The organism is Salinibacterium sp. NG253 (assembly GCF_015864945.1).
Classification (GTDB): Bacteria; Actinomycetota; Actinomycetes; order Actinomycetales; family Microbacteriaceae; genus Rhodoglobus.
Window position 1 is genome coordinate 264,164 of sequence record NZ_JADYWF010000002.1, and the last position, 15,536, is coordinate 279,699.

Below are 15,536 nucleotides of genomic sequence, written 5' to 3' on the forward strand. Positions count from 1 at the left end.
CCGGGAAATGGATCAGGGGGATGAGCGGAATCGTGGCACCGAAGCTAACCACTTCGGACGAGCAGCTGCTGGCACAGGCGCGTACGGGGGTACAAAACGCCTTTGCCGAGCTCTGGAGTCGCCACTACCGCTCGGGAATATGTGTTGCCCGTCAGTACACGTCGATAGACGCGGACGATCTCGTGTCTGAGTCGTTCGCGCGTATTTACCAGCGTGTGCTGGCGGGTGGCGGCCCACAGGGTGCCTTTCGCCCCTACCTCTATACGACCATCCGCAACCTCGCGTCGACGTGGGGCGCTGCCTCGCGCGAAGTGCAAGTGGATGAGATCGCCGACTTCGAAGACCCCAAGACTCTCGACGACCCCATTGCAGTTGCGCTCGATCACTCGCTCACCGCCAAAGCCTTCCGTGAACTTCCGGAACGCTGGCAGTCAGTGCTGTGGTACACCGAGGTTGAAGGCATGGACCCTCACGAGGTAGGGCCACTACTCGGCATGAGCGCTAACAGCGTCGCTGCGCTGTCGTACCGCGCGCGTGAAGGTCTTCGCAAAGCCTGGTTGCAGGCTCATATCAACGACGCAACGGCATCCGGCGAATGCCAGTGGGCGATGTCAAAGTTTGGCGAGCATGCTCGCAAGAGCCTCAGCGGCAGAGACACCACACGCATCGAAGCCCATCTCGCTTCGTGCGCTCGCTGTGCGATCGTGTGTGAAGAGGTCGACGAGGTTGGTTCACGCCTAGCACTCGTGATGATCCCGATGCTGCTGGGCGGCGTTGCTGGTGGCGGTTTCCTGAGTGCCTTCGGGCAGGGCGGCGCAGCGTCGCTTACCGCAGCAGCGGCGCCGGCCATGCCGGCAGCGGTGGTCGCCAGTACGCATCTGGTGGGCGCTGGCGGCGTGGCTGCCGCAGGCGGAGCCAGCGCCGGGGCACTTCCCGTTGCGGTCGCCGGCACGCTTGCTGCCGCGCTAGCCCTTACCGGCTCACTTGTTGTTCTTGCTCCTACAGCTCCCGGATCCACGAGTGCCGAGGGCACATCGACGAGCCAAACCTCTGACGGTCAGGGCAACCCCGACGTGACGAACTCGGGAGTCAGTGACAACCTCGGCGGTTCTCGCACCGATCCCAGCGACATCACGATTCCCACGGTCCCCACGGTTCCCTCGATTGAGGCGAGCACCGATACCGGTGGCATTACAACCGGCTCGGGTGGGCTCGTCGATTCTGTTGAAGATGTCGTTGGGGGGCTTGTCGACTCCGTCATCGGCACTGTCACTGGAGGAGCTGCTCCCGAAGGTCACACGGCCCCTGGCGGCGTTGTGGGTACCGACATCGACCTGAACCTCATCGGAACCGCCACTCCGGGCGCGCACCTCTCGCTGCAGGCGGCGGGGCTCGTCTACGCGACGACGACGGTATCGAGCGACGGCACTTTTGCGCTGAACGTCACCGGTATCCCGGGTGGGTTGTCATCGCTCGACTTGGTGCAGACCGTCGATCGTGACTATTTGGGCGGCCTGGTGGGCGGCGGCGGCTTGCTCGGGGGACTCCTCGGCACCGTCGATGGCCTCATCAATGACCTCATCGAACCCCTCCAGCTATCGTCGGGTGATAACCAAGGCGTCAACGTTCGTTTACTGAGCTAAACCCCAGTTCGGGGGTGTTTGCACATTCTTCTCGTCATAATCTGTCGAGAGACCAGTCTCTTTTAGTAGGCAACCCGAATGCCTACTGTGGGCGTTCGCCGTGGGTGACGGACGCACACAAACAAATCGCCCCTGGCGCTACCTCGGTAGCGCCAGGGGCGATCTTGTTTAAGCGAGCGTACGGTTACGGCTTGCCCTTGATGATGGCCTGCTTCACTTCAGCGATTGCCTGAGTGACTTGGATGCCACGGGGGCACGCGTCGGTGCAGTTGAAGGTAGTGCGGCAACGCCACACGCCCTCTTTGTCGTTGAGGATGTCGAGGCGAACGCCGGCGCCCTCATCGCGCGAGTCAAAGATGAAGCGGTGCGCGTTCACGATGGCAGCAGGACCGAAGTACTGTCCGTCGGTCCAGAACACGGGGCAGCTCGACGTGCACGCAGCGCACAGGATGCACTTGGTGGTGTCGTCGAAGCGGGCGCGCTCCACAGGACTCTGCTTGCGTTCCTTGCCGCCCTTGACAGGGCCAGCCATGAGGAACGGGTTGACCTCTTTGAAGGAGTCGAAGAACGGCTCCATATCGACGATCAAGTCCTTCTCTAGGGGGAGACCCTTGATGGCCTCCACGTAGATCGGCTTCGAAATGTCGAGGTCCTTGATCAGGGTCTTGCAGGCGAGGCGGTTGCGGCCATTGATGCGCATCGCATCCGAACCACAAATGCCGTGCGCGCAGGAGCGACGGAAGGTCAGCGACCCGTCCTGTTCCCACTTGATCTTGTGAAGAGCGTCGAGAACACGGTCGGTCTCGTACAGCTCGACGTCGAAGTCTTCCCAGCGCGGTTCTTCATCCACCTCGGGGTTGAATCGACGAATCATGAGCGTCGCAGTGAAGGTCGGAACGACCTCTGCTGCGGCAGGCTTGTTATCAGCGACGGCAGTGCTCATTAGTACTTTCTTTCCATCGGCGGGTAGTTAGTGATCACTACCGGCTTCCAGTCGAGACGGATGTGGTCACCCGCCTCTTCTGATTCTGGGTCGCCCGTGAGGTACGCCATGGTGTGCACGAGGAAGTTCTCGTCGTCACGATCGGGGTAGTCCTCACGCATGTGGCCGCCACGGCTTTCCTTGCGAGACCGAGCCGAGAACACGAGCACTTCAGCGAGGTCGAGCAGGAAGCCGAGCTCTACGGCTTCGAGCAGGTCGGTGTTGAACCGCTTTCCCTTGTCGTCGAGGCGGATGTTCTTGTAGCGAGCGCGCAAAGTCTGGATGAGCTTGGTTACCTCTTCGAGGCTTTCATCCGTGCGGAAGATCTGCGCGTTGCGGTCCATCGAGACCTGCAGTTCCTTGCGGATAACGGCAATGCGCTCGGTGCCATCGCCGGCACGAACCATGTCGAGGATGTTCTTGACGCCCCCGGCAGGATTCTCGGGCAGCGGCACGAATTCAGCAGTCTTGACGTACTCAACGGCTGCCTTTCCGGCACGCTTTCCGAAGACGTTGATGTCGAGCAGCGAGTTGGTTCCCAAACGGTTGGATCCGTGAACGGAAACACACGCACACTCGCCAGCGGCGTAGAGGCCCTTGACGACATCCGTGTTGTTGCGCAGCACTTCGGCCTGAACGTTGGTGGGAATGCCGCCCATCGCGTAGTGCGCGGTTGGCAGCACGGGAACCGGCTCGGTGTACGGTTCGACGCCCAGGTAGGTGCGAGCGAACTCGGTGATGTCCGGCAGTTTCTCGTCAATGACGGCCGGCTCGAGGTGAGTGATGTCGAGGAACAGGTAGTCCTTGTCGGGACCAGCTCCACGGCCTTCACGAATCTCAGTGGCCATCGAACGCGCAACGATGTCACGCGGCGCGAGGTCCTTGAGCGTCGGCGTGTAGCGCTCCATGAAGCGTTCGCCCTCGGAGTTGCGCAGAATCGCGCCCTCTCCACGAGCAGCTTCGGAGAGCAGGATGCCGAGGCCAGCCAACCCGGTGGGGTGGAACTGGAAGAATTCCATGTCCTCGAGCGGCAGGCCCTTGCGCCAGATGATTCCGACGCCATCACCGGTGAGGGTGTGAGCGTTGGATGTCGTCTTGAAGATCTTGCCGAATCCACCGGTAGCGAAGATGATCGCCTTCGACTGGAACACGTGCAGCTCGCCGGTAGCGAGCTCGTAGGCAACAACGCCCGACGGTTCGTCAACGCCATCGACCTCGGTCATGACCAGGTCGAGCACGTAGAACTCGTTGAAGAAGTTGATGCCGAGCTTGACGCAGTTTTGGTACAACGTCTGAAGGATCATGTGGCCGGTGCGGTCAGCGGCGTAGCAGGCGCGGCGAACCGGAGCCTTGCCGTGCTCGCGAGTGTGGCCACCGAAGCGACGCTGGTCGATCTTGCCGTCTTCGGTGCGGTTGAACGGTAGACCCATGTTCTCAAGGTCTACAACGGCGTCGATGGCTTCTTTGGCGAGAATCTCTGCCGCGTCTTGGTCGACGAGGTAGTCGCCACCCTTGACGGTGTCGTAGGTGTGCCATTCCCAGTTGTCTTCTTCAACGTTGGCGAGAGCAGCAGCCATGCCACCCTGCGCTGCACCGGTGTGCGAGCGCGTGGGGTAGAGCTTGGAGATCACGGCGGTCTTGGCGTGCGGGCCGGCTTCAATAGCGGCTCGCATGCCGGCTCCACCGGCGCCCACAATGACGATGTCGAACTGGTGGTAGTGGATTCCGTCAATAACGGTTCCGTCGGCGATGTCGCCGGTGTTAATCGTTGCCAATTAAGATGCCTCACAGAAGCTGGGGAGCAGAGCTGGGTCAGCTCCGGCTGGGCAGGGGTCAAAGGTGGTGATCACGAGCGTTCCCAAAATAATCAGGATGACCGTGGATGCGGCAATTCCGATCATGAGAACCTTGCGCACCTTGGGGTTGGTTGCATAGTCGTTCACGAGCGTGCGCATTCCGTTACCGCCGTGGATGAGTGCGAGCCACAGCATGAGGCCGTCCCACACGATCCAGAACGGGTCAGCGAGCTTTCCGCCGACGAATGCGAAGTCGATAGCTTTGACACCCTCGCCAGCAACGAGGTTGACGAAGAGGTGGCCGAAGATCAGAACGATCAGCACGACGCCAGAAGCGCGCATGTAGATCCATCCCCATTTTTCCCAGTTGATTCCACCGGTGCGGTGGCCACGGGTTGGGGTGCGGGGGGCTTCGATGAGACTCATTCTCAACCTCCGAAGACGTGCATTAGCTGGCGGGGGATGAACGCGGCAAGCAGTACCACCCAGAGACCGATGACGACCCAGAACATGGTGCGCTGGTGCTTGGCACCGAACGCCCAGAAGTCGATCAGGATGATGCGCAGTCCGTTGAGCGCGTGGAACACGATCGCCGCAACGAGAGCAATCTCGCCCAGGCCCATGATGGGCGTCTTGTAGGTGTTAATCACCGCGTTGTAGGCCTCAGGACTAACACGCACGAGGGCGGTGTCGAGAATGTGCACGAGGAGGAAGAAGTAGATAGCAACACCGGTAATACGGTGCAGCACCCACGACCACATGCCCTCTTTACCCCGGTACAGGGTGCCAGCAGGTCTCTTGGGTGAGCGAATCTTGGGCGGCGACTGCGGCTCCGCCACTAGGTTACTCGCCGACTTCTCTGGCACGAGGACCCTCCTTGCGGTGTGGGGTCGCGTCCACCGCGACCGATGAGTGTCCGCACAGGCGGACTCTTACTATTCTATTCCCGCTAGAGGGCCCTCGCTTCCCAGTCGACCCTAAATAGCGAGATATCCGGAATGTTTTCGAGAATATTGTGAAACTTAACGAGGCCTTCTGGCGATGCAGCGCCGAATCTACTGAGCAAGTGCAGCTGACGACAAAGGTTCTGCGAACTGTGGACCAGAATCTTGTCGCTGATCCATCGCTGCTCGATACCACTCAATTTTCAGAGTGATCCCATCGAGGTGCTTCTGTTGTTCGGCTAGGTCGCGCACAACGTTTTCGCGGTGTTGCTCGAGCAAGCGCATCCGTTCCGCTGAGGTGTCTTTGCCGCTCCGCACCAGATCGGCATACTCCCGGATGGTGCGGATGGGCATTCCGGTGCGACGAAGATGGCCGATGAACTCAACGGCCTTGACATCCATCTCGCGGTAACGCCGCTGACCGTTCGCGAGGCGGGGAACCACAAGAAGTCCTGCTTTCTCGTAGTAGCGAAGCGTGTGATCGGTGACGCCGGTCGCCTCGGCAACCTCGCCAATGGTGAGTACTCGTTCGTTAGCGGTTGTCATCGTGCCACCTATGTTCCTTGCTAGAGCGCACTCTAAGTCAAGTCAGTGTGGGCACAGTGCGCAACTAGCTAGCGAGGAAGCGGTGCGGGTACTGCCGCAATTGTTGCTTCGTAGTGCTGGACGAGCTCGGCGCAGATGCCGCTCCACGATTTGCCGAGCACCGTGCGCCGCCCGGCTTCACCCATGCGAGCTCGCAGTGCTGGGTCGATGGCGAGTGCCTCTATATAGGCGCGCAACTGATCCTCGTTGTCGGCTTCGAAAAGGAAGCCGTTAGTGCCATGGTCGATCAGGTCAATCGGGCCGCCAGAGCGGGGTGCCACTACGGGCAAGCCCGCCGAGTGTGCTTCCTGCAAGGTTTGGCCGAACGTCTCTTCCGTTCCCGTGTGCGCAAAAATGTCGAACGCCGCGTAAGCGGTAGCGAGCTCCTCGCCCCCCAACTTGCCCAACCAGGTCACCGGGATGCCGGCAAGCTCCCTCTTAACAAGAGGCACAGATGAACCGTCTCCCACGATCGCTACGCGCACCCCGCTGAGCCCCCGAAGTGATCGCAGCCGCTCCACCTGCTTCTCGGGAGCGATGCGTCCCACGTATCCCACGACGACTTCACCGTGGGGGGAGAGGCGCTTGCGCAGCTTCACCGTCGCGGGCGAGAGCTTCTTGGCGGGGTGATACATCGTGAGGTCCACGCCGCGACCCCAGCGTTCAAGTTTGGTGAGGCCGATAGCGCGCAGATCCGTCATAGCGGTGCTCGACGGGGCAAGCGTGAGCTCGGCACCATCGTGGATCCACCGCACGATGCGCCACGCCAGCTTGGTCGCCTGACCGAGGCGGTGGCGGCGCGCGTAGCCAGCGACATCCGTTTGGAAGATTGCGACAGCAGGGATGCCGAGGCGATTCGCTGACGAGATCGCTTGAGCACCGAGAAGAAAGGGAGCAGCCGCGTGCACCACATCGGGGCGAAAATCGGCGATCAGTTTGTGGACTTGCGGATTAGGCAAGCCAACAGGAAACTGCCGATAAGCCAGCGCGGGCACCGCATGCACCGTGAATCCCGCGTAGGTCTTGGGGGCGCCGGCCGATGGACAAATCACAATGGCCTCATGGCCTTCGGCGCTCAAATAGTCGAGCACCTTCAGCACGCTGTTGGTGACGCCGTTGACAGTGGGGAGGAAGCTTTCGCTCACAATGGCGACTCGCACAATCAGCACCTCAATCGGTTGTCGTGACCCTGACTGTAGAAGGTGCGGATAACCGGCGAGTTAACGGGTGCTGAAGTCTAAGGTGGAGGAATGAGCCACAACCAGGCACCATTCGACAATTTTTACAGCGTGATCCCCGCGGGCGGTATCGGGTCACGCTTGTGGCCGCTATCGCGTGCCGACGCCCCCAAGTTCTTGCACGACCTCACCGGATCAGGCCAGACCTTGCTGCGGGACACCTGGGACCGCCTCGCACCGATCTCCGGCGCCGACCGCATCATGGTCGTCACAGGGCGCGCGCACCGCGCCGCTGTCGAAAAGCAGCTGCCCGAACTCAGCGACCCCAACGTTGTTCTTGAAAGCGAGCCAAAAGACTCCTCCGCAGCGATCGGGCTTGCAGCCGCGATCCTGCTCAAGCGCGACCCCAACGTCATCATCGGATCGTTTGCTGCTGACCATGTGATTCGCGACATCCGCGGCTTTAGGCGCAGTGTTCGCGAATCGATCGCCGTGGCCAACGCCGGCTACATCGCCGCGATTGGCATCACCCCCACTGAGCCGGCCATCGGATTTGGCTACATCCACTGCGGTGAGGCTCTTGAAATTGAAGGTGCTCCGAGTGCGGTCATGGCGAAGTCATTCGTCGAGAAGCCCGACTTCGAGACTGCTCAGACGTACGTCGCCAGTGGCGACTACCTCTGGAATGGCGGGATGTTCATCTCGCGTGCCGACGTGCTGCTCGAACAGCTCGGCAAAGCGCAGCCTGAACTGCTCGCGGGGCTCACCCAGCTTGCCGAGGTCTGGGACACTCCTGAGCGCGGCGCCGTTGTGGATGCCGTGTGGCCGCATCTGGCCAAGATCGCCATCGACTACACCGTGGCCGAACCGGCCGCTGAAGAGGGCCGCCTCGTTGTTATCCCCGGAGACTTCGATTGGGATGACGTTGGAGACTTCGCCTCGATCGCCAAGTTGCACTCGGGTGGGCGCAAATCAGACCTCGCGATCCTCGGCGAAAATGCTCGCGTCCTAGCCGATAAGTCCACGGGCGTAGTGATTAGTCAGACTGACCGGCTTATTTCCCTAATTGGGGTAAACGACATTGTCGTGGTCGATACCCCCGATGCTTTGCTGGTTACTACAACTGCAAACGCTCAGAGAGTAAAATCTGTAGTGGATGCTCTAAAAGTCTCTGGACGTAATGATGTGTTGTGACAACCGTATTTCGCGTTTGTAACCATTCGGCTTCGGCGCTCATATTCGCACAATGCATTCCTTGATTCTTCGGTAGCGTAGGTTCACTATGTTTCGACAATTTCTGTCGGACAGCATCTTGGAGGACACCTTGAGAATCAGCACTCACGGCCGCGCACTCAGCGGCATGGCGCTTGTTGCAACGAGCGCACTCGTACTCGCCGGTTGCGCTGCAGCACCCGAAGAGACCGAAGCCGGATCAGGCGAAATGCTTGACTACCTTCCCTGCATGGTTTCTGACTCGGGCGGATTCGACGACAAGTCGTTCAACCAGCTCGGTTACGAAGGTATCGAAAAGGCAGCCAACGAACTCGGCGTTGAATTCAACGCTGTCGAGTCGACCAGCGATGCAGACTACGCACCCAACATCGAAAGCCTCGTTGCCGAGGGTTGCGACCTGATCGTCACTGTCGGATTTAACCTCTCCGCAGCCACCGTTGAGTTTGCTCTTGCAAACCCTGACATCGACTTCGCCATCGTTGATGACGCAGCTGACAATGACTTCGACGGAGAGATCGACGCTCCGAACATCAAGCCGATTCTCTTCGACACCGCCGGTGCTGCATTCCTCGCAGGTTACGCCGCGGCTAGCTACTCCACGACCGGTGTTATCGGAATGTACGGCGGAATGAACTTCCCCACCGTTTCGATCTTCCTCGACGGAACCGCACAGGGTGTTGAGTACTACAACTCCGAAAAGGGCACCGACGTCACCGTTCGCGGTTGGGACATTGCAGCGCAGGACGGAACCTTCATCGGTACCTTCGCTCCTGGAACCGACTCGCGTGCAGCAGCTCAGAACCTGATCGACCAGGGTGCAGACGTTCTGCTTCCTGCCGGTGGACCGATCTTCCAGAGCGCGGTTGAGGCAATCCGCGACTCCGGCAAGGACATCGCGATGATCGGTGTAGACGCTGACCTGACCGAGACCGAGACCGCAGCTGCGGACTTGTTCCTCACCTCGATCCTCAAGCAGATCGGCGTTGCAGTTGAAGACGTCGTGAACGAGGCATCGACTGGTTCGCTCGACACCACCCCGTACATCGGAACCCTCGAAAACGGTGGAGTTGGCATCGCGCCGTTCCACGAGTTCGAGTCGAAGGTTGACGCAGGGCTCGAAGCTGAGCTCGTCACCGTCAAGGACGGCATCATTTCCGGCGACATCGCCGTAACGTCGTACCTGAACTAATTAGATAGAACTGAGGGGGCTGGCCTGAGGGTCAGCCCCCTTCGTTTTGGACTAGTCCTCTGAGGCTATTCTTGTGAAACCCGACGACGGCGATGATGCCCGTCACAGTACTGAGGAGAGATTGTGAAACTTGAGCTGCGAGGTATTACCAAGCGCTTCGGTGACCTAATCGCGAATGACCATATTGATCTCACGGTCGAAGAGGGCGAAATCCATTGCCTCCTCGGCGAGAATGGCGCGGGTAAGTCAACGTTGATGAATGTGCTCTACGGCCTGTATCAGGCTGAGGAGGGCGAAATTCTCATCGATGACGAGGTGCGTCACTTTGCAGGCCCAGGAGACGCGATGCGCTCCGGTATCGGCATGGTCCACCAACACTTCATGCTGATCCCCGTGTTCACGGTCGCAGAGAACGTGGCGCTCGGCCACGAAGAGGTCTATGGCCCCGGGCTCCTCAACCTCGAAGCCGCCCGCACCCTCGTGCGCGACATATCCGCTCGCTTCGGGTTCGACATCGACCCGGACGCTCTCGTTGAAGATCTACCGGTTGGCGTGCAGCAGCGTGTAGAGATCGTCAAGGCGCTCTCTCGTGAAGCTAAAATTCTGGTCTTCGATGAGCCGACCGCCGTGCTCACGCCTCAAGAGACCGACGAGTTCATGGCCATTATGCGCCAGCTCAAATCCGAAGGCACCTCCATTGTTTTCATCACGCACAAGCTGCGTGAAGTCCGCGAAGTAGCGGACCGCATCACCGTCATCCGCCTCGGAAAAGTTGTCGGCGAAGCAGACCCGAGTGCGAACAAGGAAGAACTGGCATCGCTTATGGTCGGCCGCGCTGTCGACCTCACGATCGACAAGGCTCCGGCGCAGCTCACCGACAACTCCCTCGTGATCGACAAGCTATCGATCGCTGATGAACTTGGGCACCGTGCAGTCAAAGACCTCAGCGTCACGATTCAGGGTGGAGAGATCCTGTGCATCGCGGGCGTACAGGGCAACGGTCAAACTGAACTGGCCGAAGCGCTGCTCGGCATGCAAGAGCGAGCATCCGGGTCAATTGCGTTGAACGGCATCGAATTGCTCGGGCTCAACGCCCGCCAAATCCTTGATGCTGGCGTTGGATATGTGCCGGAAGACCGCACTCTCGATGGTCTCGTCGGTGCGTTCTCGGTTGCCGAAAACTTGATGCTCGACCGCAGTGACGGGGAACCGTTCGTCAAGTACGGCACGTTGCAAACGGACGTGCTCACCGAGTTCGCGACCGAGAAGCTTGAGGAATACGACATCCGCGCTCAGAGCATTGGCGAGCTCGTCTCGAAGCTCTCGGGCGGTAACCAGCAGAAGGTAGTGCTGGCTCGAGAACTCAGCCGCGAGCTGTCGTTGTTGGTCGTTTCGCAGCCCACGCGTGGACTCGACGTTGGTTCTATCGAGTTTGTTCACGAGCAGATCGTTCGAGTGCGTGATCGCGGTGTGCCCGTGATCGTCGTCTCGACTGAACTCGACGAAGTCGTTTCCCTCGCTGACCGCATCGCGGTCATGTACAAGGGACAAATTGTTGGAATCGTGCCTGCGGATACCCCGCGCGAAAAACTCGGCCTCATGATGGCCGGCGAACGCATTACGGAGGAGGCAGCATGAGCGAGCCAACACCACAGAAACCTGAAGACCAGAAGCCTGAAGACCAGAAGCCTGAAGACCTGAAAGCCGAACAAGGGGCCGTGACAGAGACTGCCACGAACTCGGAAACAAACCAGGACACCGTCCGCTGGACGAATGCGTTCCGCGAAATCGCCTCGGGCAACGCACTGCTGTCGCTGCTCGCCGTCGTCTTGGCCATCCTGATTGGTGGCGTGCTCATTGCCTTCACCGATTCCGACGTGCAAGAGACGGCCGGATATTTCTTCGCCCGCCCCGGCGATTTCTTCGCTGCTATTGGCTCTGCCGTCGGTGGTGCCTACCTGGCTCTCTTCCAAGGATCGATCTACGACTTCCGTCGCGATGACTTCCTCTCGGCCATTAAGCCGCTGACGCAGACCTTGGTCTTCGCAACGCCGCTGATCGCCGCCGGGCTCGGCGTCGCGATCGCATTCCGTGTTGGTCTGTTCAACATTGGTGGCCGCGGCCAGATCATCGTCGGTGCAGCATTCGCCGGCTACGCAAGCTTCGCGTGGGATCTGCCCATCGTCATCCACGTTACCGTTGCTGTGATCATGGGAATCATCGGTGGCGCCCTCTGGGGTGCAATCGCTGGCCTCTTGAAAGCGCGTACCGGCGCTCACGAGGTGATCGTCACGATCATGCTCAACTACGTTGCCTACTACCTGATCAGCTTCTTGCTGCGCACTGATCTGCTCAAGAACCCAGGTTCCAACAACCCGAAGACCCCACCGGCAGCGGAAAGTGCGGTCCTACAGCCCATCTTCGGTGACGGCTTCAAGCTGCATTGGGGCTTCGTGCTCGTGGTTGCGGCTACCGTTGTGGCCTGGTGGCTCATTGACCGCTCAAGCCTCGGTTTCAAGTTCCGCGCTGTGGGCCTCAACCCTCACGCGGCTCGCGTCGCCGGTGTCAAGGTCGAGCGCATCTACATCTACGTCATGCTGATCGCCGGTGGCTACGCCGGTCTCGCTGCGAGCACCGAGGTGCTCGGAACGACCACGAGCGGATTCACCTCCGGGGTCGATGCGGGAATCGGCTTCGACGCCATCACCGTTGCTCTCCTCGGGCGTTCAACTCCGTGGGGTACCTTCGCTGCCGGCCTCCTCTTTGGTGCTTTCAAAGCAGGCGGTTTCACCATGCAGGCTTCGCAGGGAATCCCGATTGACATCGTTCTCGTTGTTCAGTCCCTCATCGTGCTGTTTATCGCAGCTCCGCCGCTCGTGAGGGCTGTGTTCCGACTGCCGCAACCCGGCGCTCGCGCAAAGAAGGTGGTCAGCTAATGACTTTCACCAAAACTTCTGAAGGCAAAAGCCACGCAGGATCGAAGATCGATCGTCGTAGCTGGAAGCTCCCGATCGCATTCGCGATTGTCTCGCTGATCTCTGGCGTGCTCTTTGTGGGCTTCGCTGAGGACGCCCCCACCGGGTTCAACCTCTCCACGGGTTCCGACCTGTTCCAACTGCCGGTTGTTCACTTGCCTGCGCTCGCGACCGGTGTCGTCGTTACGATACTGACCGCGCTGATCGCGGTCGGCTCGGCATTCATGATCTCGCAGGATCGCGCAGTTCCTAAGTGGATTCCGATTGTGGGTGCGATTCTCGCTCTCACCGGCTTCCTCACGTGGGCTGCTGCCGATGAGACGCTTCGCGTTCCTGAACTGCTGGCTGGCTCTCTTGTGCTTGCCGTTCCACTCGTATTCGGTGCTCTCGGTGGTGTCATCTCCGAGCGCGTCGGTGTCGTCAACATCGCGATCGAAGCCCAATTGCTGGCCGGTGCGTTTGTCTCCGCCGTCGTCGGAACCCTCACTGGCTCAGCATTCGCGGGACTCTTTGCGGCAGCTGTCGCCGGAATGCTCGTGTCGTTCTTGCTCTCGGTCTTCGCGATCAAGTACCTCGTCAATCAGATCATCGTTGGTGTTGTCATCAACGTTCTGGTTTCGGGTCTCACCGGATTCCTCTACTCGACGTGGCTTACGGACAACCCCGAGCAGCTGAACAACCCGGAAGGGTTCTCGACGCTATCGATTCCGCTGCTGAGCGGCATCCCGATCATCGGCCCGGTGCTGTTCCAGCAGACGCTGATCGTCTACTTGCTGTACGTCATCGTGGCCGCCGTTGCGTTCGCGCTGTACCGCACTCGCTGGGGGCTGCGTCTGCGTGCCGTCGGTGAGCATCCCAAGGCCGCTGACACCGTTGGCATCAACGTGACGCTTACCCGTTTCTGGAACGTCGCCCTTGCCGGCGCGATTGCCGGTCTCGGTGGAGCATTCATCACGCTGAGCCAGACAGGCCAGTTCGGCAAGGATGTCACCGCGGGCGCCGGCTTTATCGCTCTCGCCGCCGTGATCTTTGGTCGCTGGGACCCGATCAAAGCAACGCTCGCCGCGCTGCTCTTCGGCTTCGCCAGCAACCTGCAGAACGCTCTGAGCGTGGTGGGTTCGCCGGTTCCAAGCGAGTTCATGCTCATGCTGCCGTACGTTGTGACAATCATTGCCGTCGCCGGTCTGGTCGGAAAGTCTCGGCCGCCAGCAGCATCCGGAACACCATACATAAAGGGGTAACGCTATGACGATCGAGCCGCAATCTATTGACTGGGATGCGCTGAGGCTCGTCGCCACAGACGCCCTGAGCCACGCTTACGTTCCCTATTCGAAGTTCCCGGTCGGTGTCGCCGCAATCGTCGATGACGGCCGGGTAATTTCGGGGGCGAACGTCGAGAACGCGTCTTACGGCCTCACCCTGTGTGGGGAGTGTTCTCTGGTTTCTGCCCTGCACATGACAGGCGGCGGAAAGCTCGTTGCCTTCACCTGCGTCGATGGCAAAGGCAACGCCCTTATGCCGTGCGGGCGTTGCCGCCAGCTGTTGTTCGAGCACTCCGCCGAAGGCATGTTGCTCGACACGGTTTCTGGTATCAAAACGATTGACGAAGTGATCCCCGACGCGTTCGGGCCACGCACTCTTGAGGAGTACCGCAGTGAATAACAGCGCAGAATCCAAACAGGTCGAACGTTTTGACGCCGTAGACCTCATCCACACCAAGCGTGACAAGGGCGTGCTCAGCACCGACCAGATCAACTGGCTCGTGGATGCCTACACTCGCGGCTATGTCGGCGACGAGCAGATGGCTGCCATGACAATGGCCATCTTCATCAACGGCATGGAGCGCGAAGAGATCCGCGACCTCACCCTGGCCATGATCGCCAGCGGCGAGACGCTGAGCTTCGAAGGACTGGGCAAGCCAACGACAGACAAGCACTCGACCGGTGGCGTTGGTGACAAGATCACTTTGCCGCTCGCCCCGCTCGTCGCCTCCTTCGGCGTCGCCGTGCCGCAGCTTTCGGGCCGCGGTCTTGGCCACACCGGTGGCACGCTCGACAAGCTCGAGAGCATCCCCGGTTGGCGTGCAGACCTCAGCAACGAAGAGTTCTACGCCCAACTGCGCGGTGTTGGCGGAGTGATCTGCGCTGCTGGTTCAGGGCTCGCTCCAGCCGACAAGAAGTTGTATGCCCTTCGCGACATCACCGGAACCGTCGAAGCAATTCCGTTGATCGCGTCCTCCATCATGAGTAAGAAGATCGCCGAAGGAACGTCGGCCCTCGTGCTCGATGTTAAGTTCGGCTCTGGCGCTTTCATGAAGGATGCCGACCGCAGTCGCGAGCTCGCCGAAACCATGGTTCGCCTGGGCAAGGATGCGGGAGTTAAGACTGTTGCGCTGCTCACCAACATGAACGTTCCCCTCGGTCTCACCATCGGAAACGCTAATGAGGTGCGCGAATCGGTTGAGGTTCTCGCCGGTGGCGGCCCCTCCGACGTGCGTGCGTTGACGGTAGCGCTTGCCCGCGAAATGTTGGCTCAGGTCGGTCACGAAGATGCGGATGTGGAAGCGGCTCTCGACAACGGTCAAGCGATGGATGCCTGGCGCGGCATGATCTCCGCTCAAGGCGGAGACCCCGACGCTGCCTTGCCGCAGCCGAAGGAAAGCCACGTTGTTGTCGCCGACCGCGATGGTGTTCTCGTGGAACAAGAAGCTCTGCCCTTCGGGGTCGCTGCGTGGCGTCTGGGCGCCGGTCGTGCTCGCAAACAAGACCCGGTGCAGCACGCCGCTGGCATCGATCTGCATGCCAAGCCGGGCGACGCTGTGCGCAAGGGGGAGCGGTTGTTCACGATGCACGCGGACGAGCCCGCTCGTTTTGAGCGCGCACTTGAGTCGCTCGAGGGCGCCTACCGCATCGGCGATGCCGGGGACACCATCCACGATGGTGGCCCGCTTATCGCTGGGCGTATCGACTAGAGCACGCCCCTGCATTCTGGCTTTGTAAGCTGAACGGTGG

The 15,536-nt window shown here is 60.2% G+C and carries 14 protein-coding genes; 8 read left to right on the forward strand and 6 right to left on the reverse strand.

Annotated features, from left to right (window positions below):
* Window positions 1-20 precede the first annotated feature (20 nt).
* Entirely contained in the window at window positions 21-1,643 is a 1,623-nt protein-coding gene (locus I6E52_RS11190) for a sigma-70 family RNA polymerase sigma factor (RefSeq protein ID WP_197157462.1), read from the forward strand.
* Between the two features lie 184 nt (window positions 1,644-1,827).
* Here the strand turns inward: I6E52_RS11190 and I6E52_RS11195 are convergent, their stop codons facing one another.
* From I6E52_RS11195 to I6E52_RS11220, 6 genes are all read right to left on the reverse strand, one after another.
* Window positions 1,828-2,586, reverse strand: coding sequence for a succinate dehydrogenase iron-sulfur subunit (locus I6E52_RS11195; RefSeq protein ID WP_197157464.1), 759 nt, complete (start codon window positions 2,584-2,586; stop codon window positions 1,828-1,830).
* Window positions 2,586-4,400 carry a succinate dehydrogenase flavoprotein subunit gene (gene sdhA, locus I6E52_RS11200; RefSeq protein ID WP_197125910.1) on the reverse strand — a complete coding sequence of 605 codons (1,815 nt, stop codon included), beginning with the start codon at window positions 4,398-4,400 and terminating at the stop codon, window positions 2,586-2,588. Before sdhA ends, I6E52_RS11195 begins: the two co-directional genes overlap by 1 nt.
* Window positions 4,401-4,847, reverse strand: coding sequence for a succinate dehydrogenase hydrophobic membrane anchor subunit (locus tag I6E52_RS11205; protein WP_197157466.1), 447 nt, complete (start codon window positions 4,845-4,847; stop codon window positions 4,401-4,403). It lies immediately after the preceding gene.
* Window positions 4,848-4,849: 2 nt separating this feature from the next.
* On the reverse strand, window positions 4,850-5,260 hold the full coding sequence (gene sdhC, locus I6E52_RS11210; RefSeq protein WP_374059113.1) for a succinate dehydrogenase, cytochrome b556 subunit: 411 nt from the start codon (window positions 5,258-5,260) through the stop codon (window positions 4,850-4,852).
* A gap of 216 nt (window positions 5,261-5,476) precedes the next feature.
* Window positions 5,477-5,911, reverse strand: a complete 435-nt coding sequence (locus I6E52_RS11215) for a MerR family transcriptional regulator (protein WP_197157470.1) — start codon at window positions 5,909-5,911, stop codon at window positions 5,477-5,479.
* A 68-nt stretch (window positions 5,912-5,979) separates the two neighbouring features.
* A complete protein-coding gene (locus I6E52_RS11220) occupies window positions 5,980-7,110 on the reverse strand; it encodes a glycosyltransferase family 1 protein (protein WP_197157472.1) in 1,131 nt (376 codons plus the stop codon).
* Window positions 7,111-7,200: 90 nt separating this feature from the next.
* Between I6E52_RS11220 and I6E52_RS11225 the strand changes: the two genes are divergently transcribed.
* The 7 genes from I6E52_RS11225 to I6E52_RS11255 all read left to right on the forward strand — a co-directional run bounded on the left by I6E52_RS11225 (window position 7,201) and on the right by I6E52_RS11255 (window position 15,496).
* Complete coding sequence (locus I6E52_RS11225) at window positions 7,201-8,322, forward strand: mannose-1-phosphate guanylyltransferase (protein ID WP_197157474.1); 1,122 nt, start codon at window positions 7,201-7,203, stop codon at window positions 8,320-8,322.
* An 88-nt stretch (window positions 8,323-8,410) separates the two neighbouring features.
* Complete coding sequence (locus tag I6E52_RS11230) at window positions 8,411-9,550, forward strand: BMP family protein (RefSeq protein ID WP_197157476.1); 1,140 nt, start codon at window positions 8,411-8,413, stop codon at window positions 9,548-9,550.
* Between the two features lie 123 nt (window positions 9,551-9,673).
* Complete coding sequence (locus I6E52_RS11235) at window positions 9,674-11,188, forward strand: ABC transporter ATP-binding protein (protein WP_197125902.1); 1,515 nt, start codon at window positions 9,674-9,676, stop codon at window positions 11,186-11,188.
* Entirely contained in the window at window positions 11,185-12,486 is a 1,302-nt protein-coding gene (locus tag I6E52_RS11240; RefSeq protein WP_197157478.1) for an ABC transporter permease, read from the forward strand. Before I6E52_RS11235 ends, I6E52_RS11240 begins: the two co-directional genes overlap by 4 nt.
* The gene (locus tag I6E52_RS11245; RefSeq protein WP_197157480.1) at window positions 12,486-13,766 is read left to right on the forward strand and encodes an ABC transporter permease; all 1,281 of its coding nucleotides are present in this window, start codon (window positions 12,486-12,488) and stop codon (window positions 13,764-13,766) included. Before I6E52_RS11240 ends, I6E52_RS11245 begins: the two co-directional genes overlap by 1 nt.
* A gap of 4 nt (window positions 13,767-13,770) precedes the next feature.
* Window positions 13,771-14,187, forward strand: a complete 417-nt coding sequence (locus tag I6E52_RS11250) for a cytidine deaminase (RefSeq protein WP_197157482.1) — start codon at window positions 13,771-13,773, stop codon at window positions 14,185-14,187.
* Entirely contained in the window at window positions 14,180-15,496 is a 1,317-nt protein-coding gene (locus I6E52_RS11255) for a thymidine phosphorylase (protein ID WP_197157484.1), read from the forward strand. Before I6E52_RS11250 ends, I6E52_RS11255 begins: the two co-directional genes overlap by 8 nt.
* The last annotated feature ends 40 nt before the right edge of the window (window positions 15,497-15,536 follow it).

Bases quoted from the DNA above. Each gene is read 5' to 3' on its own strand.
- I6E52_RS11225 (WP_197157474.1), top strand. From the start codon at position 7,201: ATGAGCCACAACCAGGCACCATTCGACAATTTTTACAGCGTGATCCCC.
- I6E52_RS11195 (WP_197157464.1), bottom strand. From the start codon at position 2,586: ATGAGCACTGCCGTCGCTGATAACAAGCCTGCCGCAGCAGAGGTCGTT.
- I6E52_RS11230 (WP_197157476.1), top strand. From the start codon at position 8,411: ATGTTTCGACAATTTCTGTCGGACAGCATCTTGGAGGACACCTTGAGA.
- I6E52_RS11240 (WP_197157478.1), top strand. From the start codon at position 11,185: ATGAGCGAGCCAACACCACAGAAACCTGAAGACCAGAAGCCTGAAGAC.
- I6E52_RS11205 (WP_197157466.1), bottom strand. From the start codon at position 4,847: ATGAGTCTCATCGAAGCCCCCCGCACCCCAACCCGTGGCCACCGCACC.
- I6E52_RS11215 (WP_197157470.1), bottom strand. From the start codon at position 5,911: ATGACAACCGCTAACGAACGAGTACTCACCATTGGCGAGGTTGCCGAG.
- I6E52_RS11245 (WP_197157480.1), top strand. From the start codon at position 12,486: ATGACTTTCACCAAAACTTCTGAAGGCAAAAGCCACGCAGGATCGAAG.
- I6E52_RS11250 (WP_197157482.1), top strand. From the start codon at position 13,771: ATGACGATCGAGCCGCAATCTATTGACTGGGATGCGCTGAGGCTCGTC.
- I6E52_RS11190 (WP_197157462.1), top strand. From the start codon at position 21: ATGAGCGGAATCGTGGCACCGAAGCTAACCACTTCGGACGAGCAGCTG.